We start from the raw sequence: 25479 nt of genomic DNA on the forward strand, positions 1-25479 counted from the left end.
CGGTTTATGGTCTTTCTTCTATAAAGAAGAGATTTTATGATCTTGTTTTACCTTATGATGAAGCAGGATCTGTATACTTTGAACAGCCATATAAATCGGTATGGACCAATACATCTTGTATCCCTTGTCGAAGTGGAAGATTCCGATTTTCACCGTAAACCACTCCATCAATAGAGAGAAAGCGGTCCAAATCAATATGTAGGCAAGATTCATGATTCCATTTATCTTCAACTTCTTATATATATAAATAAAAAAATAACTGTAAGGACCATACATAATATAACTGATGAAATCGATTCCCTGATAAGCGGAACTGTCATTCACATCATAAAAGTCCCAAGGTGGGATACTAATGGTGTGATCATAAAACATACCGATTGATATTCCGTAGACAAAGTAATTCAATCCCTCGAGAAATGAAAAAATCTTCGGAGTTACCCATATCAGCAGGAGGAGGACGATCAGGCTTATTATGATAAACCATTCATTCCAATCGAATGACCTTTCATAGATTCTGTCCATTGCTTCCCTCCTCCTTCTTCTGAAAGTAATAAAGTCCTTTCCCAAACCATATACAGAACAGTAGATATACACCATTAACAACCACAGTATTTAATAAACTCCATTCAGGGTAGGAAAGAGAATGAAAATGGACATGTAGAACATCCAATACGCTGATGAAAAATAAGAGACAAACAAAACAAACCATTTTATCTCTTGTTCTTCTATAATTCAAATAGCCGTTCACCATTATGACTCCTACCAATGGTAAGATACACTCCCTGTTAATAAGTAAGCTGATAAATGACGTGATGTCTTCTGAAGCCTTCATCCATTCCAATTTATTCGTCAGAATCGTAATATAATTCGTTGAAATGATGGATAACACCATAAAGTGAATCGTATTAGCTGTAAATGAAAGTTTCTTCTTCATGAATAAGACAATGTAAATCAAGATGATTAATATCGTAATAAAAAAAGGAAGTGACATAGGAACCTCCTATACTTTTTTCATCATTGTTCCCTTAATCCACCCAATACATAACATTTAGAAAGCACCAAGAGGTTTGATTTCGTTAACAGAGGGAAAATAAGGAACAAGAATCGAGGAGGTAGAGCGATGAGACATGAATCTGTAAATCCTAAGTATGCAAAGGATGAAATCAAAGAAATATTTGTAGATGGCTTGCAGCGTGACCTTTCAACCGAAGAGGAAACCCTTATATCAGGCTGGACCCGATCTTTCGATAAGGGTGAAAGAGCAACCATCATCAATCTGTTGAAAGAATTACTGAACAAACATAAAAGGCATGACTGAAACAATAGGTGTGAGAATGTAAATGAGACATAAAAAAGGCAAGCCCCTCTTGAAGGGGCTTGCCTTTTTCATATCTATATAGAGTTCCTATCAAAGATTACTTGTTGATTCCAATAGTTGATCAATATCAACGCGAAAGATCGGGCGCTTTAATTCCTTTTGTCCAAGTTCTACGGTATCGTCTAGTACTTCATCAATATTCATACTTATAATACCTCCCAAGTTGTGAATGTCAGAATGTGATGAACGGATGATTTATCATCTTCCCTATAGGATACGATGGAAACATCTCATTTTTGGGGGTATTTTTGAATTTTTCATGTTTAATTGTCTATAATAATCGGAAAGTTGAATCAAATGTCACGTTATGTTATCGTTAAACAACAATTGATTCTACTTAAATAGTAATAGATGGGTAGAATGGCTCTCTCCTTTAAGGAGGCATAACAATGAAACGATTTTCCATGCTTCACGTTCCTAAGGATATCAGGCATAGATGGCGACCAGCTGTTACTGTTCATGTCTTACCGGTCCATAAAGAATACTTTGCGGTAGGTAAATCATTAAAAGGAAACGGTAAAGCTGCTAACAACAACGAAAAACTAGCCGCATATTATGCGTATCTAGATACTTTACAATAAAACGCTTATCTATAAAACAGCTGATCAGAACTTAATCCGATCAGCTGTTTTTTGTTCAAGGGTAACGCCTTAATTCTGTGTTCATTCTCTTACACCGAGGTGATGCCTTTGCCTTTGTATATTCATTGAAAATGTGTAGATGACTGCTTACCATGGATTGTGGCAATCCATCAAACGGATAGAACTTTAACTGAATGGATTCAGATGGATCCGCCCTCATTTGTCCGTGAAACTCTTGAGTAAAATAGGCCGTAGTCACAACGTAAAATTCATCCCCATTTGCCGCTTTAATGAATTGATCAGCACCTGAGTATACATTTAATAAATGAAGTTCTCCCAAATGGAGACCCGTCTCTTCTTCCACTTCTCTTCTTGCTGTCTCTTCTGTTGATTCCGCAAGCTCCATCAAACCACCCGGGAGGCCCCAGGTTCCACTCGGAAATCGCCTTTCCTGTAGAAGTACTTCATTTCGCTCATTTACTATAATAACTACCGCCCCAACCAAGATCAGTGGACGATTCCCAACTAATTCTCTAATTTCTTCTATGTATCCCAGCTACATTCATCTCCTCTCAGATAATGCAGAAGTTTTTTTACGGCAAATACTGACACACCTCAAAACAATTCCCATCGGGGTCATAAAATTGAAAATAGGTTACCCCTTCATCTACCTTAATGGTCCCTACCTTGACACCTTTCTCCATGAGCTTCAATCTGGTCTCCTCCAGTGCATCTGAAAATAAAATGGGTTTAATGGATGAGGGACGGACCTCGCCTTGTTGAATGGTGAGAGTGGACTCCCCTACCCCAACTTTATAAACAAGATAATTACCTGAATCGAAGGCTCGTTCTAACTCCAATACCTCTTCATACCATGCTTGAGCACTCTTTAAATCTGCTACTTGAGTATGTACCGTATCAATTTTTGAAAACAATGGTATTTCCACCTTCCCTAGGTTTAATCTTTCAATAGACTTAAATGACCGACAATTTCCTTCGCCTCAAATTTTTCCATAGGGGGAAGTGCAGTCACGGTTAAAGACCCCTTTACTATCTCCGTTAAGCCACTGTCATGAATACTGAAATATCCTTTCTTCTCCAGCTTTTCCAATTCTGTGTATTTGCCCTTCAGGACCACTTTCTTCATTCCCGTTTGTACCCATTCGATAAAGTCCGCCTGCCTGTTTTTGAATGGTGAATCCTCCGACATCATCGTCAGGGTACTCAAGGTTGCAGCATGTGCCACTTGTGCGGCTGTCTTTCCTTTAGACATCTGTAGATCCTTGTTTACGATAAAATATTGTACGAGATCCCTTCTTGTCATCCGTTTTATCATCCCTATCATCATTTTATTGGAGTACCATGATATCATCCTACCACATACTCGTTTTACTTCCTTCTAAGTTTCACCGTATTCTTTTCAATTGTGACAATTTTCACTTCTTCCCCGACAGTAAAGTCCAGATATTCTTCACAATTCAATTTATAGGTACGACCATTATCAAATTTCATGGCACAAGAGGAATTACTGTCATTCATATCCAGCCTCTTCCCAGATTTTATTCCCACCAGCCCCTCTCCTACACCTTCAGGAAAGTATTTTTCCTCAATCACCACCCAATCTTCTTTATCTCTGTTTACGAATTGCACGATCAGCAAACACATCAGCAGTAAGACCAATAATCCCAGAACAATCACTTTCATCCAAAAGGCTTTCATATAGTTCCCCTTCTCTTGTTAATAAACAATAAAGGATTATATGTCAGAAAATATTAAAACATTCGACTGCGTAACGATTGACTACCCTTGCATTTAATTGAAAAGGGATTTATAATCAACTAACGACCGTTAGTTAGTTTAGAGGGGATGATTCTTCTTGAATGATAATAAGCAATTGATTAAGACCGTTGCACTGGACTTATTTGGACAAAAAGGCTATGAAGATACCTCATTAGCAGAGATCGCACGGGAAGTAGGAATAAAAAAACCTTCCATCTATAATCATTTCACCAGTAAAGAGGATTTATTTGTGGAAGTATTGAAAGATCTGATTGTTTCTGAAGTGACGGCATACAGAATGGCTCAGGAGGAAATGAATCCCTCGGAACCCGTTGAGAATATCAGGACTCTCTTTGACCTCTTTTGTCGGCGATTGATGACAACAAAAGAATCTCTACTATGGAAAAGGGTCACATTTTTTCCCCCAGAGCCATTTAGAGATTTAATTCAGGAACATTTTATCCATTTTGAAGAAGTGACCTCTGCTATTCTGGTGACTATATACGAGAAAGGGATAAGCCAAAAACGGTTTCAAGGAATCACTGCAGATGAATTTGTGGCATCGTTTTTATGCTTGGTTGACGGGGTTTTCTTAGAGCATCATTATTACACGCAGGAAATCTTCCAGCAAAGGATTGAATCAGCCTGGAAAGTATATGAACGTGGAATAGTAAGTGACAAAGGAGTGTAGCATCATGGGTTGGCTTTATGTCATTATAGGAGGTATTCTCGAAATTGGGTGGGCAACCGGACTTTCCCTATCTGAAGGGTTTACAAAACCGGTGCCAAGTATTATTACGGCATTTCTCATATTGGTGAGTTTCTACTTTTTCTCCAATTCAATGAGATTACTACCCATAGGGACGGCTTATGCCGTCTTCACGGGCATTGGTGCAGCGGGGACGGCTTTGATCGGAATGTTCTTCTTAAACGAAGGGATAAGCTTTCTAAAGATAGTATTCATCTGTTTACTCATTTTCGGAGTCATTGGATTGAAGATGAGTGATAAGGAAGAAAAAGAAGCAGGGGGTGAACTCTGATGGCGTGGATATTTCTCCTCTTTGCAGGGTTTTCTGAAGTGATCATGGTATCGTTCATGAAGCTTTCGGAAGGGTACAGAAAGCTTTTTCCATCCCTGATCAGCTTTGTAGCCGGTGCAATGAGCTTTTATTTATTATCGCTATCCCTTCTTGATATCCCTGTAAGTACGGGGTATGGGATTTGGACTGGAATTGGTTCGGCAGGGGCCGTGATCATGGGGATGATGTTTTTCAATGAAAAAAAAGATCTCAAACGAATGATGTTTATATGCTGTATAGTAGGAAGTATCATTGGTTTGAAGTTCATATCTTAAAAAGAAAAGATCTTGTCCCCCATATGGGCAAGATCTTTTTCTATATGTTAATTGATGATCCCGTTCCCGACAATTTTCAATTGAATAGTAGGTTTTATAATGATGGTCGGGTATTCCTTCTCCCAGTCCAACTGTTCCCAATCCTTATGGTGAAATGCGATTAATTCTCTCCCTATTCCCAATAAATCTGAGTTCGCCACTTGGATCTTCTTGATGACCTCTTTCGTTTCTTTCTCCAAATGCTCTGTTATTTTCTTTTCCAACTCCTTAACCTTTGCTTTATCCGCCAATTCATCTTGGGGGAACTCCACAATAGAAACCCCTGTCGTCAATGATAATTCTACTTGTATATTTCCTGGAGTGGTTGATATTAATTTCATTTTCGTCTTTGGGTCCACCAAATTATACGTAATATAATTTTCTATATTCACTTTCTTTTCTTTATCCACTTTGGTGACGACCCTTGCAATTTTCGCTTTTTCATTCATTAACACGAGCATAAGGGTCGATTCAGGAATAGAAAGGGTACCAGACATCGCCCGTTTATGGAATAGCGCAGTGCCGTCCATGATAACTTCTTCATCTTTTATCCTAAAGAAGGGTACGAAGAAATCTTTTCCTTCATCAAACATGACAGTACAAACAGATTGAAGATTCACTTTCGGTACCCCTGTGAAAGACTCTCCAGAAGTGATGGATTCAATAAGATACTCTGATATGAGGACATTTTTCTGTTCGATGGTCCTGAGAATATCCCCAGCCTCTCCTTCTGCAACCGCTAACTTGGAGGAAATGGAGCTATTTGGATCACGATAGAAAATATCAAGGAAATCGTATACATCCTTCCTCGCCAAATCTTCACCCAATATGAAGATACGGTTTTTTGACGGTTCGAAATTGCCTGATATCTTGCGGTCCATATGCATTCTGACTTCGCGGATCGTATTGGCATCTGCCTCTACCTCTGTATTGGTTGGAGTTCCTTCTTTAAAGTCCCGAATGATGGCGGTGGCATGTATATTTCCGTCCGGGGTTAAATCGAAGGCAGATGAAAATACAAGCCTCCCATTTTTCAACAGCCTCTCATCCCAACATCCTGAAAGGGTAAAGGAACTTATGATAAGTAGGATTAGAATTTTTTTCTTATTCATGAATTCTTCTCCCATTCCATTTTTTTGAACAAAAAGGATATACAAAGCAGCAAGAAAGGAATCAAGATGACAAAAATATAACTCATAAAGATAATTGCCTTATTGTACACTTCCATTTGTTCGTTTTTCACCAATAAAGCAATGATTAGCCCAATAATGCCAAATAGGACGGGTAGAAAGGTGCGTTTGATTTTTTTGAGCTTCCTGATAAAGAATGATGTCCCTTCCGTTGAAAAAAACAAGTAGCTTGTCAGGGATGTGATGACGTTGACAATCCACAGGGATACAAAAACAAGGTCGATCCGTTCGATGATTTTCAAATACAGTGACTTCACGAAATATAAAACGGGTTGTGGAACAATTGCAATTTCAGCGGGACTGAATGTCACAATACTTACGATCGTCATAAAGCAATAAATGGTGGTCACGCTTATATTGGCAACCGTGACAGACTTTAAGATTGATGCAGACCCGATCTGCTGAAAGTGGGGATATAAAATGAGCAATAATTCAAATCCAAGCATGGAAAAGTACGCTTCATTCGCCCCCTTCAACCAATTTAAACCTCCTGAATGAGCCATGGGAAACAAATATCTGAAATCAACTGGATACGTCACCAGAACAATGATGGATATGACAAGCAGAAAGAGGATGAGGCTTGATACAACGACATAGACATTGCTTATCCCAACGACATCTTCTTTCGCCAAATATATGGCCGTGGCGACTAAAAGGACCATTATGATCCATTTAGGAGTAAAAATTAACACCCACATTTTAATGATTTTCGTTGAGTACATTAACACCAACGCAGTGACTAATATGCCGTAAAGGATGTAGCCACAATTCAGAAGTGTCCCAATACCCCTTCCAAGTAAGATCTTCGAATATTCAAATATGGATTTTGAAGGAAATCTTCTGCCTAGTAACCATAGAAGGAAGATGACCCCCTGTACCAGGAGGCCGGCTAAAATCACAGAGATCCAAGCATCCTGCTTTGACTTCAGATAGACATTAAACGGGAGTCCTAATATTCCTACTCCTATTTGAGTCTGAAGAATAAAGAATGTGAGTTGCACACCACTCAGCTTAGTCTGATTGTTCATTCTTTTTCCACCTTCTTGGATCCGTCGTTTTCCATTTATATATCGACTTTAAATCTCTTGGCCGCTCTTTCATTAACCATATCGGAACTCTCATAAATGTATCTTTCCATGCCTTTAAATCAAGAGGCACCAGAGGATATAAGTAATAGTGACCAAGGGACTTCAGTTTTGCCATATGTATAAATGTGAACATCAGACCGATGACAATTCCAAAAAAACCGAATATCGACGCTAATAGCATCAGTGGAAACCCCAATATCCGTAGTGAAGTACTCAATTCATTGGAAGGAATGACGAATGATGAAATCGCCGTAATAGCAACCACAATAACCATTGTATTGGAAACAAAGTTGGCCTCTACCACAGCTGTCCCGATGACGAGCCCCCCCACCACACCGATGGTTTGAGCAACAGGATTTGGCAACCGTATGGCAGCTTCACGTAATAATTCCAAGGTGAATTGCATAATGGCCGCTTCGATAAGAGGCGGAAAGGGCAGATACTCTAATGAACTTTTGATAGAAAAGATAATCTCGACCGGAATGACTTCATAGTTATAAGAAATAACCGCGATGTAAAATGCAGGAAGACACAACGTGGTTATAAAACTTATCAATCGGATCAGCCGTAAGAAAGAAGCAATAAATGAACGTGTGTTATAATCCTCTGCCGTTTGAAAAAAACTGAAAAATGAAACAGGAAAAATCAAGGCAGTCGGACTCCCTTCCATCAGAAGGACCATCCTGCCCTCCATCAGATTGGCCACCACCCTATCCGGTCTCTCCGTATTTAGAAACTGCGGAAAAGGGGAAAATGAATTATCTTCGAGAAATTCTTCAAAATACCCCGGAGATTGGATGGAGTCTGCCTCAATTGTTGAGATCCTTCTTTCGATTGTCTTCACTAAGTCAGGATTGGTCAATGTGGATATGCTGACCAGAGCATACTTCGTTTTTGTTGTCTCTCCCACGTGGGAATATTTCACCGTCACATTTTTATTTATGATTCTCTCTCTTATGAATTGGACATTCTCTGAGACATTCTCACTAAACCCTTGATGGGAACCCCTGACGACCTTTTCATTGGTAGGTTCAATCCGATGTGCCGACTGATCTTTCGGAGAGGGGATCAACAGCATGCATTCTTCGTCCTCTTGTATCAATAGGCATGAGCCATCCACCAGTCCATCAAGAGCTTTCTGGAGGTCGACCGTCTCAATGATGGTTGCACCATTCACGATATGACGTATGTTCCCAAAAGGGGTTTCCTGCATTGGCTTGATGACATTCATTTGAACACTCTTAACATCTACTATTGAATCAATGAAAATCAGCTTGATCCTGCTATCATTGAAGATCAGATTCCTAATGGAAAGGTCATCTGTTAAATAAAGGCCATCTCGAATAAACGTTACTCTCTCCTCTAAATTAGAAGGGGAAGATACGCTCACTTCTTTATCCTCTTGAGCCGGATTGATTAATTTTCGTGTGGTCCTTGTCTTGAATGACCTTCCCATGTTTAACACCTACTGAAAGAGTTTATTACCATGTAGGGTGTCCACAATATGCCGTGCTATTCAAAGGCATCAATGGGCATTTCAAGTTAAGGTACGACCTTCAATTGATTAGATGCGTTTTGCTTGGATGAGGTGTCATCCTCAGTTTTAGTGATCCCATTCAAAAAATTCTCTCTTTCCATCAGATATTAGTAGGGTGTACCTGCCAGTTTTTGATATACTTAATCAGATAAACTAGTCGATAGGTAGAGGTGAATAGATTGACCAAGAAAAAAATGTATTCATGGAGTTTACAAATCCTTATTATTCTTACCATCATTTATGTTTCAACTAAAATTTCCTTTCTATTTGAACCAATCGTTGTATTTGCTTCAACTTTATTCTTCCCGATCATTATTTCAGGGTTTCTATATTTTTTATTAAACCCGTTGGTCAATCTTCTTGTTAAAGCAAGATTGCCGAGAACAGTTGCGATCATCGTCTTATATGCGGCGATTATCGGTGCTATGGTTCTGATCATAGGAAATATCGCCCCTGTCATTACACGCCAGGTGACGGCATTATTCAATGCACTGCCGGAGTATGCTCGTCAAACGAGGAATTTCATTGAGTATTTGTCTGAGACAGAACAATTTAAATGGATGATGAATCAGGATTATGTGTCACTGAAGGATATTGAGAATCAGCTGGTGGATTTCGCCAATACATTGCCCGATAATATCACAACAGCATTAAAAGGTTTGTTGAGTGTCTTAACCAGTATTACAATCCTTATTGTAACCGTTCCTTTCCTATTGTTCTTCATGTTCAAAGATGGGCATAAATTTCCGAGAGCGATTTCGAAGTTCCTGCCTCCAGCTTACCGCGAGGAAGGAGTCAACACATTAAAGGATACAAGTGAAACACTTGCTGCTTACATACAGGGACAGCTGACCGTCGCTTCATTTGTAGGGACCCTGACTTTTATCGGTTATTTAATCATTGGTTTGCCATATGCATTAGTTATGGCACTGATCGGAGCGGTCACGAATATCATACCGTTTATTGGTCCTTTCATCGGTGCAGCACCTGCCATCATCGTGGCATTATTTGATTCACCGACGAAAGCGATCCTGGTGGTGGTCGTTGTCACGATCGCTCAACAAATTGAAGGGAATCTCCTTTCACCCCTCATTCTGGGTAAACGACTGGATACCCACCCGGCGACCATCATCATTTTATTACTTGTTGCTGGGAATTTGGCAGGGATACTCGGAATGATCTTAGCTGTACCAACTTACGCCGTGACGAAAACCATAGTATTGAATACAGTGAAGTTCATTAAACTGCGAAGATCAACCATACAGGAATGATCACGGAGACAGCCGGGCTTGCCCGGTTGTTTTAATGTTGAGATCTTTTGCCTATAAACAAAAAAAAGCAAACCCCCGACATGGGAATTTGCTTCTCTTTTCATCTTTTCTTTTTAAATAATTTATCCGATGCCCCTTTGACTGCTTTGCCGGCCGTATCGACGGTCTTTCCAACCATTTTATTACCGGTATTGCCTACATTTTTCACAAAGTCTGCCGAGGTATCAGAAACCTTCCCTACCAATCCACCTTTACCGCTCACACTTTTAATCATGTCATTTGCAGTGTCTGCCGTTTTGTTCAACAGTTCACTGGCCTGCTTGGATGTATTCTTGACTAATTCACCCGGAGTATTTCGTTTATCCTCAGTCATGCTGATTCTCCTCCTTAGATAAAGACTCATCACTATCCCTATGTAAGAGGAGACCAAAGTATTCGAACCAGCCGACAATCACGTGCTATGTTTTAAATAATTTGTCGTTAGTTTGGTTTCCCGGATCGCACCATCTTGTCTTTCAACCCAGTATGCGGAAGCATGCTCCCTGGAACTCACTACATTGTGTAGTTCACCATCAATAAAATGCAGGGCTGCCCCATCATCTGCTGCATAGCCAACCTTCAATTCACCACTCTTAATAAAAGAATGATAGAGGGGGCGTCGGTTCTCTTCTCCATCATAATGGGGGGAGTGACTGCCTTTCAACAAACCCAATCCTTTAATTCCTTCTAATTCATCACCGTATGAATCGGTCGTACCTTCTTCAAACCAGCATATAGAACCTGCACTTAATCCTGAAAGGATGATCCCGCACTCCCATGCCTTTCTTAATATGGAATCGATCCCCCACTCTCGCCATAGTGCCAGCATGCATTTTGTATTGCCCCCTCCTACATAAATAATATCCTTATCTAATAGAAATCCTTCTAAATCCCTTGTGGAGGGCTTGAATAAAGAAAGATGTGAAGGCTCACAGGATAGGGATTTAAATGAATGGTAGAACCGTTCAATATAACTGTCGGCATCTCCACTGGCTGTCGGAAGAAAACATATCTTTGGTTCTGAGGCTTTTGCCTGCTGGAGTATGTACTGATCCAATAATAAGTTTTCGGGCTCCATGGAGAAACCTCCTCCACCCATTGCAATGATTTGTTTCATGAAAATACCCACTTCCTTTTATGGAATAAAATGATAAGTACCTCTATCCTATCAAATTAACTTGTGTTCGGGTTATAGAATTTTGACTTACATCCTTAAAATAAAAAAATAGGCTGTCATCAAGAGTCATTTTTCATGATTTCTTGAGACAACCTCTATTTACTATTCAGTTCAAATAACTAATTATCTGTACCTGCTTCTGTTTTTCTTTTTCTCTTACTGGTTTCCTTTTGAAAGGAAAGAATCAGGCCATATGTCATGAAGAGTAATATCACTCCTAATGGCAAAGCCGTTATGATAGTGGCTGCCTGTAATCCACTGATCCCACCTGAACCCATCAAGATCGCAGCAATGGCAGCCAAGACTAGACCCCAGCTGAATTTCACAAAGAATGGAGGATTTAAACTTCCATTTGAGGTTTGCATCCCCAATACAAATGTTGCAGAATCTGCAGATGTGACAAAGAATGTAATGATGAGGAAAAGCGAAATAACCGACAGAACTCCACTTAATGGCATCTGATCAAACACATAAAATAGTGAAGTCTCCAAACTTTGACCGGCTACATCAATTCCCTGAACAAGATCATAATACAATCCTGTCCCTCCAAATACACCAAACCAGAGAGAGCATACGATGGTTGGTACGATGATGACCGCAATGATGAATTCCCGGACTGTCCTACCCTTTGACACCCTCGCTATAAAGGTCCCGACAAACGGTGTCCAGGAAATCCACCATGCCCAGTAAAAAATCGTCCAGTCTTTCACCCATTGGTTATCTTCAATGTTGAAGGGTGAAAACCGCAATCCCATACTGGGAAGATTCTGAACATAGCTCCCAAACGTAGTCAGAAATAGTTCCAATACAAATTGAGAAGGTCCAACGATAAGGAAAACAATAAATAACAATACCGCCAGGATCATATTCGCATTGCTCAGGTATTTGATTCCCTTTGACAATCCTGTAGAAGCTGACGTAATGTAAAGTATCGTTGCGATACCCATGATGATCAATTGAACATTGAAGTTTATCGGGGTTCCTATTAAGTAATTAAGTCCACTATTAATTTGTTGAGCTCCAATACCTAACGAAATGGCTACGCCAAAAATCGTTGCAAATACCGCAATAATATCCACGACATATCCTATCGGCCCATTCGCTTTTTTGCCTATGACCGGATACAATGTAGCACTCATCAATCCCGGCATGCCCTTTCTGAACTTATAATAGGCTAATGCCAATGCAACAACCGCATAAATGGCCCATGCGTGAAATCCCCAGTGAAGATAGGTATACCTCAACCCGATTTTAGCTGATTCAATGGTTCCTCCATCACCATAAGGAGGTGTGGCATAATGAGAAACCGGCTCGGATACCCCATAAAACAGGAGACCGATCCCCATTCCTGCACTAAACAGCATGGCGAACCATGTTAACGTCGAATATTCCGGCCTGTCCGTATCTTTCCCTAAACGGATCTTACCGTATTTACTTAATGCAAAAAAGATGGCGATGATAAAAAAGAATGTGGCTGAGAACTGATAAAACCAGCCAAACTTATCAAGGAGAACTCCTTGAGTATTTGTCATAACTTCGATCAATCCCTGAGGAAAAATGACTCCCCATAATACAAAGATCACGCCGATCGAAATCGCGATCCAAAACATTGGTGTAAAATTCTTCAACTTACTTCCCCCTCAATACAATTGTGTCAATGAATAATGTACAGCTTGATATGTAATAAAAATAAAGACATGAAATTATTTTACCCTCTGGTATATAGGACTAAACTAGTAAGTTAATGGTAATTGAAAAGGGGAGATCCATTTACAGTTTCCTGTTCATTTTATTTTAGAGGTATCAATTTTGAATTAATGGGCAAATTATAGTAGACGGAGGTGATAAACATGACAAACAAAAACAACAAAAATCCACAACAGCAAAAAAATGAAGCAGAATTTGCTCAAGAGCAAAACGCTGCTGAAAGAGCGAAAAAAGCTTCTAAACAACAAAACCAACAAAATAAATAATCTAACATAGTAATAAATATTGAATACTTAATGGGAGATCAGTCTAATGACTGGTCTCTTTCTTTTTGAAGAGCCCTACCGGAAATCAATCTTTAGGCTAGAACAAGAACAACCTCCCCGCAATCCTTCGGGGAGGTTGTTTTCTTTCCATGGAATTCAATGAAAAGGAGATGAACCCATTTCATGTAATTATTTAGTATGACTGCTCTTTTTGGTGAACGGTTTGTAGGCAACCACTACGGCAACCACCGCCGAGACCGCATTTATTAAAGTTCCGACCATAGGAGAGCCTTTATAACCTGTACCATCATACATGTTCGTTATGATTAGACCGGCTATAACACTTAATAATAGGCTCACTCCCAGGAATACTCCTATAAAAATAAAAAACTTCTTGGCATTTTCCCACAAAATTACAGCACTCCAATGTAAGGGATTGTTTATTAGAATATAACAGGAATACGCAGCAAAGACCAGTTACAGGCATCTTTGATCAGGTCATGGGATACTCATTATTTCAATCTATTCCACTTTATCCATTGAAGGTTGATTATCCGAAACTTCCAACCTGCTTTTCCCCATAAGATATACAAACACAAGAGCAATCCCCAGTGGAATCAATGCGTAGGCGAAAGTAGTTGTAATCGACTCAGACATAGCATTAGTAATCTTAGCCAGCACGAAATCAGGAATCTTCTCCCTCATTTCAGGTTCAAAGATACTTCTTGGATCACCCTGAATGTTGCCGCCTCCTTCTTGTCCTTTAAAGGCGCTTTCCAATTTAGATGAAAATAGTTTCGTCTGCAATGTTCCGAATATTGTTATACCGAGAGTCATCCCCAGAGAACGGAAAAAGGCATTTGTCGAGTTTGCTGAACCTCTAAATCGGGGATCAAGCTTATGGATTGTCGCATTCGGCAGTAATGAAAATGAAAAACCTACACCGAAACCACTAATGATCATATATACGGTCAATAGCCATCTACTCGTATCCGGCCCCATCGTCGCAAGTAAAACCATACCGATAATAAAAGAAATAATGGAGATCCACATAATACTTCGATAACTTGTTTTGGTCATCCGAATGCCAGCCACAGCACTTCCTGCTACTGACCCCAGCATCAACGGCGTTAATATCAATCCGGCATTTGTAGCCGATCCACCATACACAGCTTGAACAAATATCGGGATCAAGATAGTCAGAATGATGAAAGCAGCACCGTAGAGAAAGGCCAAAGCCTGTGCAGACGCAAATAAGGGACTTTTAAACATCCAAAATGAAATGATCGGTTCTGCTGCTCTTCTTTCTATAAATAAGAAACTAATAAAGAATAACAGGAAAGATCCAAACAATCCGATAATTTGCCAGGAAGACCACGAGAATTCCTTTCCTCCAAATTCAAGGGCAAACATCAGACTGACAACCGCAATCACTAGCGTAATCGCTCCACCCCAATCAATGCGCTGATCAGATCTTTGGGTGGATTCTTTATAAGCAGTCGATATAAAAACGAGGGAAAGGAGTCCAATCGGCACATTGACATAAAAGATCCAGTGCCAACTGAAGTTATCCGTTAGAAAAGCACCGATTAAAGGTCCAAATACCGAAGCAGAACCAAATACCGCCCCAAGGAGTCCCGTCATTTTCCCACGTTTCTCTGGAGGGAATAAATCAAAAACAATCGTAAAGGCTATTGGCAGCAATGCTCCTCCACCTATTCCTTGAATGGCACGGAATATACTTAATTGAACAATATCCTGTGCAATCCCACACAGAGCAGAACCAATCAAGAAAATGGAAAGACCGAATATGTAAAACCGCTTCCTCCCATACATATCAGACAGCTTACCAAATATCGGCATTCCAGCCATCACTGCAACCATATACGCACTTGTGACCCAGACGAACTTATCAAGTCCGCCAAGATCTGAAACAATGGAGCCCAGGGCCGTTGCAACAATTGTGTTATCCATGGCAGACATGAGGATCCCCAACAATAGACCGGCAAGTGCCAGCTTCATATTACTTTCTTTCGCAACCATCACCATCATCCTTCCAAAATCCGTTAACTTCTTTTCCATTATAGAACTTTCTAGCTGTATGTCTAGCCGAACAACCCCTCTTTATAGAAACAAAAAAACAGAGTACGTCAGCTGACGTACTCTGTTTGGAATTATACGGTTGGATTACTTTTGAACGTTAGCCGCTTGTGGTCCACGAGCACCTTCAACGATTTCAAATGTAACGTCTTGACCTTCTTCTAATGATTTGTATCCTTCACCTTGGATAGCAGAGAAGTGAACAAAAACATCGTCTTGACCTTCAACTTCGATGAAACCGAAACCTTTTTCAGCGTTAAACCATTTAACTTTACCTTGTAACATAAAACATGTACCTCCTAGTGCAGTTGCACATAAAAATATTTATATTCCTGCTCTGATTAAGATTCAAGACGAATGTTCTTCAATCATGTATATTAACCGAACAAAAATAACTAATTTAACTATAACAGACTCTCCCTCAAAACTCAAGGCGGGAATGGGTCTAATTGTAAAATGACCAGATCAACCTACTCTGCCATTGTCTTATGATGTTCTTTAGTATACAACTTCTTGATCATCCGTATTTGGCCTCTGTGATTGATTTCATCTTCAAAGACATGAAACCATTTAAAGAAGTTATTGCCCTTTTGTCCATACCACCAATCTGTTTCTTGATATAACCATGTTTCGTCCAATTTCGAAAATTGCTGTATTGTTTTTTCTCTTGTAAGTTGAAGATTGTCCAGGTAATACTCTACAGATTTCCCTTTAATCGTTACTGCCGCCTGTCTTCCTAAACTTAGTGCAGGTTCCAATTCAGCAGCAAAGGCTTCTACCTCGTCATTTGTCAATTCTTCAAATGTCAGCGCCTGATAGATCTTCTCTACAGCATCAAAATGAGCCAACAACATGCCGATGGAATTTGCTTCATCATGACACCGGTAATCAAGCATTTCAACAGAAAGATTTTCGACTTCACGTATAGAGGTGAATCTGGCATAATTCATCATGGATAGAAGCAAGGAAAAATCCTTCTTCATTCCCTCTTTTTCTTTTATTAAATATAACGAGTTCATATCCACTATTTAATCCCCCTTTGATCTTATTTGTCTATATTAGATAAATAATGGATATTCCCTCTATTTTTGTCAAATTCATTCCGATTGATTTGCAGTTGCCTTTAGTAGATCTCGTATTTCTCTCAGAAGTTCTTCTTTCGGATCGACCTTGGCCTCTACTTTTACCTCTTCTTTTCTCTCCATTCTTTTATATATTCGTACGATAAAGAATATGACCCACGCAATCAGAAAGAAATCCACTACATTTTGAATAAAGACCCCATAGGTAATCACTGCGTCCCCGAACGTAACCTTTAGGTCCGTGAAACTGATTCCCCCAAGGATGGTGCCAAGAAGGGGCATCACGATATCGTCTACAAGTGATTTGACAATTTTGCCAAAGGCTGCGCCGATGATTACAGCCACTGCGAGATCTATGACATTCCCTTTTACGGCAAACTTTTTAAATTCTTGCCACATGCTCATTCTCCTTTATACTTTTCTCTACAGTTAAATCAGTACTTTATCCCGATTAGTTTGCCACAATTATACAAATTTATATGTTCGTTTAGCTTTCTTTCTGCTAAACTGGACTTTCACATGTTCAAAGAGAAAAGGAGAGATGACATGTTATACCCTATCAGAATTCGTGCTGGAGCTGTCATTGTAGAAGAAGGAAAAATCTTATTGGCTGAGTTTCAAGACGAAAACGGGCTTCATTATAACCTTCCCGCAGGAGGAGTTGAAGAGGGAGAATCGATTAAAGAGGCTGTCGTTAGAGAAGCCTTTGAAGAAACAGGAGCACAGGTAGAGGTTGAAACGTTAGCATTCACCTACGAATATGCCCCCCATCTGAATGACCAAAGATATGGACCGACCCACACCCTTTCCATGTTTTTCTCTTGTAACCGGACAGATTATCATTCCACCCTTTCACCAAGTCAGCCGGATCCTACACAGACGGGCATCAAATGGGTCCCGCTATCTGAACTTCATTCCATCGTGCTTTACCCCATGATTCAGGACCGGATCTTGAAGTATATTCAAGAAGAGAAGCAGGAAGTATTTATTGAAGAAAATGAGCTTGTTAAGAAATAATCACGACTAACACATTGATCCAACCTTCATTTGGATACCTTTGTTACAATTCTACAAAGGGGGGGATATTATGTTTTGGCTCTGGTTGATCTTTATATTTTACGCTATGTTTCTTGCACCAGGAAAAGGTCTGCAAGTGACCCCATCATACACGATCTACTCCAGGGAAATGTCAATGAAGTGGATCCACTCGTTTTGACCGTCTTCACCTTTCTTGGTCTCTTTCCCTTGTTATTTGCAGCGTTAATACTACCTTTCGATAGGGACAATATCCCGGCATGGCCTTTCATTCTTGGCTCACTCGCACTGGGGGCATTCAGCCTTCTTCCATATTTTTTCCTTAAGAGAGGTGATAATCGATCTCTTCCCAGGACTCCTCGATGGTTGGATAACACGGCTTCATCAAATGCTCTCGGTTTTCTTCTGATCTTAATGGCCATTACTTCAGTAATGCAACTTAGAAATGGGGTCTCACTCGCTTCTTATTGGAATGCATTCCAAGCTTCAAAGCTTGTCAGCGTCATGACAGTCGATTTCTTCATTTTACTTTGGCTTTCTTATTACACAATGATTTCAATCTATAACATTAGGAAGAATCGGTGGCTTTCTTTCATACCCGTCATCGGGCCTGTTATGTTACGATGGAGGAAACCAAACTGGAGGGTTACATATGATGTTTACAAAGATCCCAAAGGAACAGAAAGATGAAATGATTGGAATGATCCAAAGCTTTTACTATGAGCAAACAGGGGATGAAATCGGGGATTTAGGCGCTGAAAATTGGTTCGACTTCTTCATGAAGGAAATAGGTCCCTTCCTCTACAATAAGGGAGTGATGGACTCCAAGGACGTGTTGATGGATAAAATGCTGCTTCTCGAGGACGACCTTTATGCATTGAAAAGACCAGTGAATCCCAAATGATGCAACTCGCAAAAGATTGTTGTTATATACAAACTAAGATCTGCGAATGCTCTGTCATTTAGGATGTGGTGCAGGATGGTGAAGGGAACTGCTCCGCTTTCCACGGACGTTCGGCCGAGCCTCCTCAGCAAAAACCGCTTCCGGGGTCTCGGCACGCCCGTTTTCCGTAGGAGTCTACGCAGTTCCCTTCACCCTCTTGAGTAGTAAGTGTTGACAGAGCAAAAAAAATAAATCGTGAACATCAGTTAAGGAAGCGTAATGTACGATTAAATAAAATCGTTCACTACAACAAATGAAAAAGCAGTGGCATAAACAATCTACACATTTTCTTTATGATTGTAAAAACATAGTTGATTGGAGCGGAAGGTGCTCGACTCCTGCGGGAAACGCTGGACAGCACGAAATGCGGAGGCGGCTCGTTCAGCCCCGACAAGCATAAGATGAATGGGCTAAGAAGGCGTTCTTTTGCCTTCTTGGACCATTTAGCTTATGACCTCGAGGGGCTAGCCGCCGTAGCTGGACTGGTGAGACCCCGCAGGCAAAGCCGAGGAGGCTCACCGCCAGCCCCGCGGAAAGCGAGCACCTGTAGCGGAAATCAACAGCCACTCTCTACATCCAAAAGCAAGAAATAAAAAGGAGCAGGGAAAACCCTACTCCTTTTTAATTTTATGAAGAACCATGTCATCAATCCGTCCATTATCATTTACGATTTCAATGGTTACGGCTTCTTTATCTTTATTTCTTATTTCGTCAATGACCTTATCCATATCGTCACTCTTTTTAATATCTACGGTTTTCTCTACTTTGAACTCTTGAACTGCCTCTCCTTCTGATCGGCTTTTGAGCTCTTCATCCGAATAGATCAAGTCGGTCCCCAAAGCATTCTTGATTGTTTTTCCTTCCAGGTAAAAACGGGCACGGAACTTGGTATCCGGTTCTATGGCTTCATCGGTTAATAGTCCGGAAAATGTAAGTGTTTCCTCTTCTTCATTCCACGTTACACCACCGTTTACGACCATATCTGCTGCATTTCGGTTGCATCCCGTTAAAAGGATGGCAAATAATACTCCTGCAATCATAATTGCTTTTGATTCTTTCACTTGTTGTCCTCCTTATATGTATGTGCACTATCATCTTACCAAAGTATCAATAATGTGCGCCAGAAACAATTGTTTTCCATACCAAGAAGGAATCATACCTTGTTTGATTAGTGATGAGCATGAAGAGATGAAATAAGCTCAGGAGGGATATGGGGGATAAAATGGAGTGAGTACCAGCGAATGATCTTCTAGACTTTTCGGAAATATTCAAAAAAGAATAGGCAGGTGGTTGGATCAATGTATCCATGTCGTTTCCACCACATTTCCATAAATGGAATGGGATTCATGTAAAACATTCTTCGCTCCCGATATTGATCGTACCACCAATTAACAATGTTCAAAATGAAATAATTGTGTCTCCATGTCCAGGGGTTATTTTTTCAGATGTTTATTACATACCGCCTTCAGGATAAACAGTTTTTCCTGTACACTTAACATCCTCCAGCATTTAGCACGAATGATCATAATTTTTCCCCTCTCCTTAGTTCATGTTACTTGTCTTTACCTCCTTCTAACCTTTTACAAACCATTCAATTTGCTACAAAATGTCAAACAAAAATACCTTCTCCGACAGATTAGCTTATCGAAAAAAGTATTAAACCGAAACGAATGTCACTCCGTACAAGTAAATGTAGAATTTCTTTTTATCTATTTTTATTAAACAGCAAGTCAACGGCGATTATAGCAGTTTAATAAAATGATTCAGCACACGGGCGGTGAGTCCCCAGATGACTTTGTCCTCATAATAGTAAAAATGTTCCTTCATAGTCCTAGCTTGCCATTCGTAGTTTTCGCCACCAGGAATTTGTTTATACGGAAAGCTCTCCTCAGGTTCCATTCTAAATTTAATATTATATAATTCCGGTTCTTTTTCACGAAGATAAGAAAGGGGGGCGGTGAAAACTTCTTCCACTTCCGCCGGGTTTGGGCGCATATCTTCAAATAAGATATTCAGCTTTCCCACATAAGGATAAATGATGGTCCCAAATGGTGATACGATATAATCCAAGGGATGTATGTCGGTGATTGCTTTCTCTGCAATCCCGAGTTCTTCAGACGTCTCCCTTAGCGCAGCTGCCCTCTCATCGGAATCACTCCGGTCGATCCTGCCTCCCGGGAAACATATTTCCCCCGGCTGTCTCCGCATATTCAATGAGCGTACTTCAAATAATACGTGAATCTCATCTTCCACTTCTATCAAAGGAAGTAGAATAGCATACTCAGAAAATGATTCACTTCCCAGCACTTTAGGCGTTCTGTCTTTGAAACGCATCAAAAGCTCGTTCATATCCATCCTATCCCTCCTTAATTCGATATTCTATTCTATGATTTTCTTTATTATAGTATGAACGTGATCCAACACCAAGCCATATGTGCTCGATACAACACGAACCATTTTTTACCATAACTACTATGAAACTATGATATACTGATGAAGTCTTCCCGGATGGGGAGAAGAACACTCAGTCATTAATAGAAAGGATTTGATAGCATGTTTGGAAAAGTTGCTTCAGATGTATTAGGTTTAAGTGATATTGGTACAGTCATCAAGCCGGCTGATTACGATAAAGCCGATTCAGATGATTACATTATGCATGAGGATGGAGAAAAGATCTATTTCCTGATCAAATCCAAGTCCGATGAATATTGCTTTACAAACAAAGCGCTCATTCATCTGGACGGCACGAGTGCAGCCAGCAAAAAACGGGTGCTCCGCCGCCTCGATTATTATAAATATCAGCTGTCGAATGTCCTTCTTGAAACCGCAGGTACAGTTGATCTGGATGTGGAAATCAAATTCAAGATCGGGTCGGAAGTTTATTCCATTGATGTTCATAAAAAACACTTAACTGAAGTGAAAGATTTATACAAATCTCTGATCAAGATTGGTGAAATCACTACTGACAACAGCATATATTCATCTTTCTCAAATGAAAGTCTCCAACTTGCGGCCTCTACATTGGGACAAGTAAAGACAAATGATGTGAATGTAGTCGAGCAGTTTAAAGAGGTCAATCAATATGCCTTCAATTGGATGGCAGATAAGAAAAAAGAGTTGACCCTAAAGGATTTCGGCTTTGTATTTGAAAAATTCATTCAAAATTAATCTTCACCATCCGGCTGGAATGCTCAGCCGGATATCCCTTATGACATTTCATGGGAATGTGTCCCTTTCCATTCTTGGATACCGTCATCCTCAATGATGCCTAAAGTGACATCAGCGATATCAGGATCGGCAATTAATTTCTCCTGGATGGCAAACTTAATGTCATCCGCTTCTGAGAGTGGCAGCCCCTTCTTCAATTCAAGATAGGATTCTACATGGTAATAGCGCCCTTCCTGGGTGATTCTCAACTTAAAGATATCGATGACTGCTTCATGTTCAAAGATGGCAGCAGCAATCCTGTCCTCAACTTCTTTAGGAGCAGCAACTCCAATCAGACCGACCATGTTATCGTAGCCTACCCGAAAAGCTACACCCACCATCAGGAATCCTATCAAGATCGTCACAATCCCATCCAATAGTTGAATCGTGCTGAAATAAGAGACAAGTACGGCGATCAGCGCAAGGATTGCCCCGGATACAGCTACCAGGTCTTCATAAAATACGAGCCTTGTTGGTGGTGCAGCCCGTTTTACATGCTTGAACGCACCGGTGACAATACCTGCTCCACTGCTTTCCACACGAGCTTCCTGCCCGATTTCCTTCATGACTTTAAAGAGAATGGTTCCATCAATGACGATGTTTAACAGCAACACTGAAACATTGATCCAGATTCCTTTTACTTCTGCAGGGTGTTTGAGAAGGTGAAACCCTTCACGGATCGTCTCATATGCCATAACCGATACGACGATAACCGCGATCATACAGAATAAATTGATGACACGGCCGAAACCTGTCGGGAACTTTTCTGTCGGCTTTTTTTCTGAAAGAACACTTCCGATAAACACAAAACCTTGATTGACTGCATCGGCCAATGAGTGCATAGCCGATGCAAACATGGCCCCACTCCCGCTGAATAGGAAAGCTGCCCCCTTTGCGATTGCCAGGATCCCGTTCCCTACCATTGCAAAAAAGGAAGATTTATTGCCTTTTTTCACTAGCGAAAGAAAAGACTCATTACTCACCACGATCACCCCTTACGTTTTATCCACCTAATACGTAGTATCTCTAAAGTCTGTACTTTCATAAGTCAATTGACGAACCTTTTGAGCTTTTCTATACTGATACAATAAGTATGTATACATACGATTTCCAATCTAGTTAGGAGTAAATATCATGGATTTTACGATACAGCACCTTTCCTTTTATTTAATACAGGTTGAAGGCAAAGGGGAAGAAGCAGATAAACGACATAAACACTTTCAAACGTTAACCGGGGCTGAATATGAAGAAAGCCCCCTGAAAAGCTTTCTTGACGGAGAACTGACGAAGATCGTCAAACGTAAGGTTGACAGGCATTCCAAGTCAGAATCAGCTCCAACTAAGATTGGCCGCTTTGTTGTAGAGCCCGGTCATGAATTGACCTCGAATCCAAACTATAATTTATTCCACCGAACCCGGTACGCAGAGAGTGCAGAAGCGTTTCGAGAAGAGTGCGATCAAATTGTCCAAATGTATATTGAAGCGAGCGCCATTAGAGGCGGAGCATTTCTGGTAGCTTCAGCAAAGCTGACGAAATTTTTTGATGATCCCTTTTTGTTCATCATGAAATGTGATTTTGAACCAAAAGTTGCCACCATCACGGATGAAGCAACCTTGATCCACAATGTAGAAATGGCGATTACGACAAAAAATATGAAATCGATCCAATATCCCTACATGCCTGAAGAAGGTATGATGGATTCAGCCGAAATCAAGATCCATCAAGCGTCACATGCGAGGTACTTTGAAGATTTCCTGAAATGGGTGGAGTATGAAAAATCCATGCCAGAAATCGTCAAATCCCAAGTGTATGGAATGGTGAAGGAACATATATCTGAAACGTACGCGGAAGAAAGTGACGAACGGATCGAATTTGAAGAAGCCGTGGAAGAATGGGCGATCAGCCCAAAGCGTGAACTGCAGGAACGATTCACGACGGAACAAGTCGTAGAAGCCACTTCTCAAATCGTCGAGCAGTCCCCTGAAGTGGAACTGAAAGTGAAGCTTGATCATGTGTCAGTCAAAGCCCTCCTTTCAGACTTTGGGGACAACATTCATTTAGCAAAAGTGAATGGGCGCTATGTCTTGATGATTGAAAGCGAATCGGTCATGTTTGAAAGAGGGTTTTCCCCTCTGGAATTTTTAAAGCCCGATGACCTGCATGAAGTGATTCAGCGTATACAAGAGAAAGAATAATTATTAGCCATGTAGAAGAGCATGGCTTTTCCCATGGATATTCGTGTGTTGAACCTATTTTTATTTCTTTAAATCTACGCTCCACCCTTGTGAAAATATGGATAATAAAATAAAATTTAGTAAGTAAATGTTTTATTCTTTGAAAGAATGGGGACGTCAAATGCTTACTTCGAAACAGCTTCAAGATATAAAGGATCTGCAGAATGTCTGCGAAACGTTTGAAGGCATAAATTTAAAATTAAACTGGGAAATGCTTAAAAAGAGAGAGAATGATCAAGATGATTTCCTTCTTTACAAGGATAATAAACTGATTGGATTTTTAGGTATTTATGGATTTGGAGATTCGTATGAAATATGCGGAATGATCCATCCGGATTCCCGCCGTCAGCACCGGTTTCAAGAACTCCTTCAAAAGGCTCTACACTCTTTAAAATCCCGTAGTGTCCACAAGCTCTTACTCAATGTTCCGGGCTCTTCTGCTTCTGGAAAAGGATTTATATCCCAAACAAAAGCAGCTTATGATTTCACGGAATACGAAATGAAGTGGAATAAGAAAGACCTCATCCCAAATACCGATACTGTCGTTTTAAGAGTGGCGGATGAACACGCTATTGAAACAATCATTGACCTTGATGAAAAATGTTTCCAAATAGTCAGAAGCGATGCTCAAATGTACACCAAAAGATTATTCGCAGAATCCAGGTCAGGCAACCTCATGATCATGTACGGTGAAAAAACGATAGGAAAGATAAGAGTTCAAAGAATGGACAAAAAAAGCTCCATTTATGGTTTTGCCATCTTCCCTTCATTTCAGGGAAAGGGAATCGGGAGGAAAGCATTATCTCAAGTGGTGATGCAGGAATCGAAATGGACGGATGACATATATTTGGACGTAGCAGCCACCAATTCCAAGGCGCTGAAACTTTATGAATCCAGTGGTTTTCAAATCATCTATCGTCAGGATTATTTTCAATACCCTATCCAATAAATGAACAGTGGCATATTCGGCCACTGCTCCTTACTAATCATAAAATACATGCTCTATCTTCCAAGTCTCCTCAATCGTCAATACACCATGGGAATAGTATGGAAGCTTTCGTTTATCCGTGGGGGACCCGGGATTGAACAGAAGAATCCCTTTCATAAATCGGGAAAAGGGGATGTGGGAATGACCAAAGATGATCACATCCACATCTTCCCCTTCAAAAGCTTCCAAAGCCCTTTTTTCAGTGGTTTTACCCTTCCCGTCCCCATGTGTTATACCAATCTTCATGCCTTTTCTTTCTATGATCCTTCTTTTTGGGAGAAGAGATTGAAGTTCAGAATCATCGATATTTCCGACAACGGCAATCAATTCCCCGTATCCCATAAATTCTACATAAACATCATAAGTCCCAAAATCTCCTCCATGAATGATGAGGTCGCTCTCCATAAGATCTTTCTGAAGGATAGGAGGGAGCCCCCTCCCTTTGCTCGGCATATGAGTGTCAGATACAATGACGATTTTCAT

At 40.3% G+C, this 25479-nt stretch carries 33 protein-coding genes; 13 read left to right on the top strand and 20 right to left on the bottom strand.

From position 1 onward, the window contains the following. Positions 1 to 18: 18 nt before the first annotated feature. A complete protein-coding gene (locus tag KYJ26_RS14720; RefSeq protein WP_219168152.1) occupies positions 19 to 522 on the bottom strand; it encodes a hypothetical protein in 504 nt (167 codons plus the stop codon). Further along, positions 506 to 991, bottom strand: a complete 486-nt coding sequence (locus KYJ26_RS14725; protein WP_219168153.1) for a hypothetical protein — start codon at positions 989 to 991, stop codon at positions 506 to 508. Before KYJ26_RS14725 ends, KYJ26_RS14720 begins: the two co-directional genes overlap by 17 nt. Before the next feature lie 129 nt (positions 992 to 1120). Between KYJ26_RS14725 and KYJ26_RS14730 the strand changes: the two genes are divergently transcribed. Both KYJ26_RS14730 and KYJ26_RS14735 read left to right on the top strand, forming a co-directional pair. After that, positions 1121 to 1318, top strand: coding sequence for a hypothetical protein (locus KYJ26_RS14730; RefSeq protein WP_219168154.1), 198 nt, complete (start codon positions 1121 to 1123; stop codon positions 1316 to 1318). 449 nt (positions 1319 to 1767) lie between these two features. Continuing rightward, positions 1768 to 1959, top strand: coding sequence for a hypothetical protein (locus KYJ26_RS14735; RefSeq protein WP_219168155.1), 192 nt, complete (start codon positions 1768 to 1770; stop codon positions 1957 to 1959). A gap of 55 nt (positions 1960 to 2014) precedes the next feature. Here the strand turns inward: KYJ26_RS14735 and KYJ26_RS14740 are convergent, their stop codons facing one another. From KYJ26_RS14740 to KYJ26_RS14755, 4 genes are all read right to left on the bottom strand, one after another. Next, positions 2015 to 2464, bottom strand: a complete 450-nt coding sequence (locus KYJ26_RS14740; protein ID WP_307513968.1) for an NUDIX hydrolase — start codon at positions 2462 to 2464, stop codon at positions 2015 to 2017. Positions 2465 to 2552: 88 nt separating this feature from the next. Further along, positions 2553 to 2894, bottom strand: coding sequence for a VOC family protein (locus KYJ26_RS14745; RefSeq protein WP_219168156.1), 342 nt, complete (start codon positions 2892 to 2894; stop codon positions 2553 to 2555). A 23-nt stretch (positions 2895 to 2917) separates the two neighbouring features. After that, positions 2918 to 3283: an aminoacyl-tRNA hydrolase gene (locus KYJ26_RS14750; protein ID WP_219168157.1), complete on the bottom strand. Its 366-nt coding sequence runs from the start codon at positions 3281 to 3283 to the stop codon at positions 2918 to 2920. Positions 3284 to 3348: 65 nt separating this feature from the next. After that, positions 3349 to 3678 carry a hypothetical protein gene (locus KYJ26_RS14755; protein ID WP_219168158.1) on the bottom strand — a complete coding sequence of 110 codons (330 nt, stop codon included), beginning with the start codon at positions 3676 to 3678 and terminating at the stop codon, positions 3349 to 3351. Between the two features lie 157 nt (positions 3679 to 3835). Here KYJ26_RS14755 and KYJ26_RS14760 point away from each other — a divergent pair, with 157 nt between their 5' ends. The 3 genes from KYJ26_RS14760 to KYJ26_RS14770 are packed head-to-tail and all read left to right on the top strand — an operon-like array spanning position 3836 to position 5092. Then, positions 3836 to 4429 (top strand): TetR/AcrR family transcriptional regulator, encoded by a 594-nt coding sequence (locus KYJ26_RS14760; RefSeq protein WP_219168159.1) that lies wholly within the window; start codon positions 3836 to 3838, stop codon positions 4427 to 4429. A 4-nt stretch (positions 4430 to 4433) separates the two neighbouring features. After that, on the top strand, positions 4434 to 4778 hold the full coding sequence (locus KYJ26_RS14765; protein ID WP_219168160.1) for a DMT family transporter: 345 nt from the start codon (positions 4434 to 4436) through the stop codon (positions 4776 to 4778). Beyond that, entirely contained in the window at positions 4778 to 5092 is a 315-nt protein-coding gene (locus KYJ26_RS14770; protein WP_219168161.1) for a DMT family transporter, read from the top strand. Before KYJ26_RS14765 ends, KYJ26_RS14770 begins: the two co-directional genes overlap by 1 nt. 47 nt (positions 5093 to 5139) lie before the next feature. On the opposite strand, the gene KYJ26_RS14775 is transcribed toward KYJ26_RS14770, so the two are convergent. Genes KYJ26_RS14775 through KYJ26_RS14785 form a run of 3 tightly spaced genes read right to left on the bottom strand, consistent with a single transcriptional unit; the run spans position 5140 to position 8865 of the window. Continuing rightward, positions 5140 to 6243 (bottom strand): Ger(x)C family spore germination protein, encoded by a 1104-nt coding sequence (locus KYJ26_RS14775; RefSeq protein WP_219168162.1) that lies wholly within the window; start codon positions 6241 to 6243, stop codon positions 5140 to 5142. After that, a complete protein-coding gene (locus KYJ26_RS14780) occupies positions 6240 to 7349 on the bottom strand; it encodes a GerAB/ArcD/ProY family transporter (RefSeq protein ID WP_219168163.1) in 1110 nt (369 codons plus the stop codon). Before KYJ26_RS14780 ends, KYJ26_RS14775 begins: the two co-directional genes overlap by 4 nt. Beyond that, positions 7333 to 8865 (bottom strand): spore germination protein, encoded by a 1533-nt coding sequence (locus tag KYJ26_RS14785; protein ID WP_219168164.1) that lies wholly within the window; start codon positions 8863 to 8865, stop codon positions 7333 to 7335. The genes KYJ26_RS14780 and KYJ26_RS14785 overlap by 17 nt, the downstream gene beginning before the upstream one ends. A gap of 260 nt (positions 8866 to 9125) precedes the next feature. Between KYJ26_RS14785 and KYJ26_RS14790 the strand changes: the two genes are divergently transcribed. Next, entirely contained in the window at positions 9126 to 10217 is a 1092-nt protein-coding gene (locus KYJ26_RS14790) for an AI-2E family transporter (RefSeq protein ID WP_219168165.1), read from the top strand. A gap of 100 nt (positions 10218 to 10317) precedes the next feature. On the opposite strand, the gene KYJ26_RS14795 is transcribed toward KYJ26_RS14790, so the two are convergent. The 3 genes from KYJ26_RS14795 to KYJ26_RS14805 all read right to left on the bottom strand — a co-directional run bounded on the left by KYJ26_RS14795 (position 10318) and on the right by KYJ26_RS14805 (position 13061). After that, complete coding sequence (locus tag KYJ26_RS14795; RefSeq protein ID WP_219168166.1) at positions 10318 to 10590, bottom strand: hypothetical protein; 273 nt, start codon at positions 10588 to 10590, stop codon at positions 10318 to 10320. Positions 10591 to 10668: 78 nt separating this feature from the next. Further along, positions 10669 to 11373 (bottom strand): Type 1 glutamine amidotransferase-like domain-containing protein, encoded by a 705-nt coding sequence (locus tag KYJ26_RS14800; RefSeq protein ID WP_219168167.1) that lies wholly within the window; start codon positions 11371 to 11373, stop codon positions 10669 to 10671. Positions 11374 to 11552: 179 nt separating this feature from the next. Further along, complete coding sequence (locus KYJ26_RS14805) at positions 11553 to 13061, bottom strand: glycine betaine uptake BCCT transporter (protein WP_307513972.1); 1509 nt, start codon at positions 13059 to 13061, stop codon at positions 11553 to 11555. A gap of 222 nt (positions 13062 to 13283) precedes the next feature. On the opposite strand from KYJ26_RS14805, the gene KYJ26_RS24015 reads away from it, so the two are divergent. Further along, complete coding sequence (locus KYJ26_RS24015; RefSeq protein WP_257475066.1) at positions 13284 to 13406, top strand: hypothetical protein; 123 nt, start codon at positions 13284 to 13286, stop codon at positions 13404 to 13406. A 522-nt stretch (positions 13407 to 13928) separates the two neighbouring features. On the opposite strand, the gene KYJ26_RS14810 is transcribed toward KYJ26_RS24015, so the two are convergent. The 4 genes from KYJ26_RS14810 to mscL all read right to left on the bottom strand — a co-directional run bounded on the left by KYJ26_RS14810 (position 13929) and on the right by mscL (position 16987). Beyond that, the gene (locus KYJ26_RS14810) at positions 13929 to 15449 is read right to left on the bottom strand and encodes an MDR family MFS transporter (protein WP_219168599.1); all 1521 of its coding nucleotides are present in this window, start codon (positions 15447 to 15449) and stop codon (positions 13929 to 13931) included. 144 nt (positions 15450 to 15593) lie between these two features. Then, on the bottom strand, positions 15594 to 15791 hold the full coding sequence (gene cspD / locus KYJ26_RS14815) for a cold-shock protein CspD (RefSeq protein WP_032088076.1): 198 nt from the start codon (positions 15789 to 15791) through the stop codon (positions 15594 to 15596). A 185-nt stretch (positions 15792 to 15976) separates the two neighbouring features. Further along, the gene (locus tag KYJ26_RS14820; RefSeq protein WP_219168600.1) at positions 15977 to 16525 is read right to left on the bottom strand and encodes a DinB family protein; all 549 of its coding nucleotides are present in this window, start codon (positions 16523 to 16525) and stop codon (positions 15977 to 15979) included. Between the two features lie 78 nt (positions 16526 to 16603). After that, the gene (gene mscL, locus KYJ26_RS14825) at positions 16604 to 16987 is read right to left on the bottom strand and encodes a large conductance mechanosensitive channel protein MscL (RefSeq protein WP_219168168.1); all 384 of its coding nucleotides are present in this window, start codon (positions 16985 to 16987) and stop codon (positions 16604 to 16606) included. Positions 16988 to 17134: 147 nt separating this feature from the next. Between mscL and KYJ26_RS14830 the strand changes: the two genes are divergently transcribed. From KYJ26_RS14830 to KYJ26_RS14835, 3 genes are all read left to right on the top strand, one after another. Further along, complete coding sequence (locus KYJ26_RS14830) at positions 17135 to 17605, top strand: NUDIX domain-containing protein (protein WP_219168169.1); 471 nt, start codon at positions 17135 to 17137, stop codon at positions 17603 to 17605. Between the two features lie 70 nt (positions 17606 to 17675). After that, complete coding sequence (locus KYJ26_RS24020; protein WP_257475067.1) at positions 17676 to 17804, top strand: hypothetical protein; 129 nt, start codon at positions 17676 to 17678, stop codon at positions 17802 to 17804. 471 nt (positions 17805 to 18275) lie between these two features. Beyond that, positions 18276 to 18527, top strand: a complete 252-nt coding sequence (locus KYJ26_RS14835) for a DUF2164 domain-containing protein (protein WP_219168170.1) — start codon at positions 18276 to 18278, stop codon at positions 18525 to 18527. Between the two features lie 650 nt (positions 18528 to 19177). On the opposite strand, the gene KYJ26_RS14840 is transcribed toward KYJ26_RS14835, so the two are convergent. Both KYJ26_RS14840 and KYJ26_RS14845 read right to left on the bottom strand, forming a co-directional pair. Then, the gene (locus KYJ26_RS14840) at positions 19178 to 19627 is read right to left on the bottom strand and encodes a hypothetical protein (RefSeq protein ID WP_219168171.1); all 450 of its coding nucleotides are present in this window, start codon (positions 19625 to 19627) and stop codon (positions 19178 to 19180) included. 679 nt (positions 19628 to 20306) lie between these two features. Beyond that, on the bottom strand, positions 20307 to 20921 hold the full coding sequence (locus tag KYJ26_RS14845) for an NUDIX hydrolase (protein WP_219168172.1): 615 nt from the start codon (positions 20919 to 20921) through the stop codon (positions 20307 to 20309). A 198-nt stretch (positions 20922 to 21119) separates the two neighbouring features. Here KYJ26_RS14845 and KYJ26_RS14850 point away from each other — a divergent pair, with 198 nt between their 5' ends. Beyond that, positions 21120 to 21734, top strand: coding sequence for a PH domain-containing protein (locus KYJ26_RS14850; RefSeq protein WP_219168173.1), 615 nt, complete (start codon positions 21120 to 21122; stop codon positions 21732 to 21734). Between the two features lie 38 nt (positions 21735 to 21772). Here the strand turns inward: KYJ26_RS14850 and KYJ26_RS14855 are convergent, their stop codons facing one another. Then, entirely contained in the window at positions 21773 to 22759 is a 987-nt protein-coding gene (locus tag KYJ26_RS14855; RefSeq protein ID WP_374939769.1) for a cation diffusion facilitator family transporter, read from the bottom strand. A gap of 148 nt (positions 22760 to 22907) precedes the next feature. On the opposite strand from KYJ26_RS14855, the gene KYJ26_RS14860 reads away from it, so the two are divergent. Together KYJ26_RS14860 and KYJ26_RS14865 are read left to right on the top strand one after the other, a co-directional pair. After that, the gene (locus KYJ26_RS14860) at positions 22908 to 23969 is read left to right on the top strand and encodes a DUF3900 domain-containing protein (protein WP_219168174.1); all 1062 of its coding nucleotides are present in this window, start codon (positions 22908 to 22910) and stop codon (positions 23967 to 23969) included. 160 nt (positions 23970 to 24129) lie between these two features. Beyond that, positions 24130 to 24957 (top strand): GNAT family N-acetyltransferase, encoded by an 828-nt coding sequence (locus tag KYJ26_RS14865; protein ID WP_219168175.1) that lies wholly within the window; start codon positions 24130 to 24132, stop codon positions 24955 to 24957. A gap of 33 nt (positions 24958 to 24990) precedes the next feature. Here the strand turns inward: KYJ26_RS14865 and KYJ26_RS14870 are convergent, their stop codons facing one another. Further along, the gene (locus KYJ26_RS14870; RefSeq protein ID WP_219168176.1) at positions 24991 to 25479 is read right to left on the bottom strand and encodes a metallophosphoesterase family protein; all 489 of its coding nucleotides are present in this window, start codon (positions 25477 to 25479) and stop codon (positions 24991 to 24993) included.

It is taken from the genome of Rossellomorea orangium (assembly GCF_019334305.1).
Lineage (GTDB): Bacteria > Bacillota > Bacilli > Bacillales > Bacillaceae_B > Rossellomorea.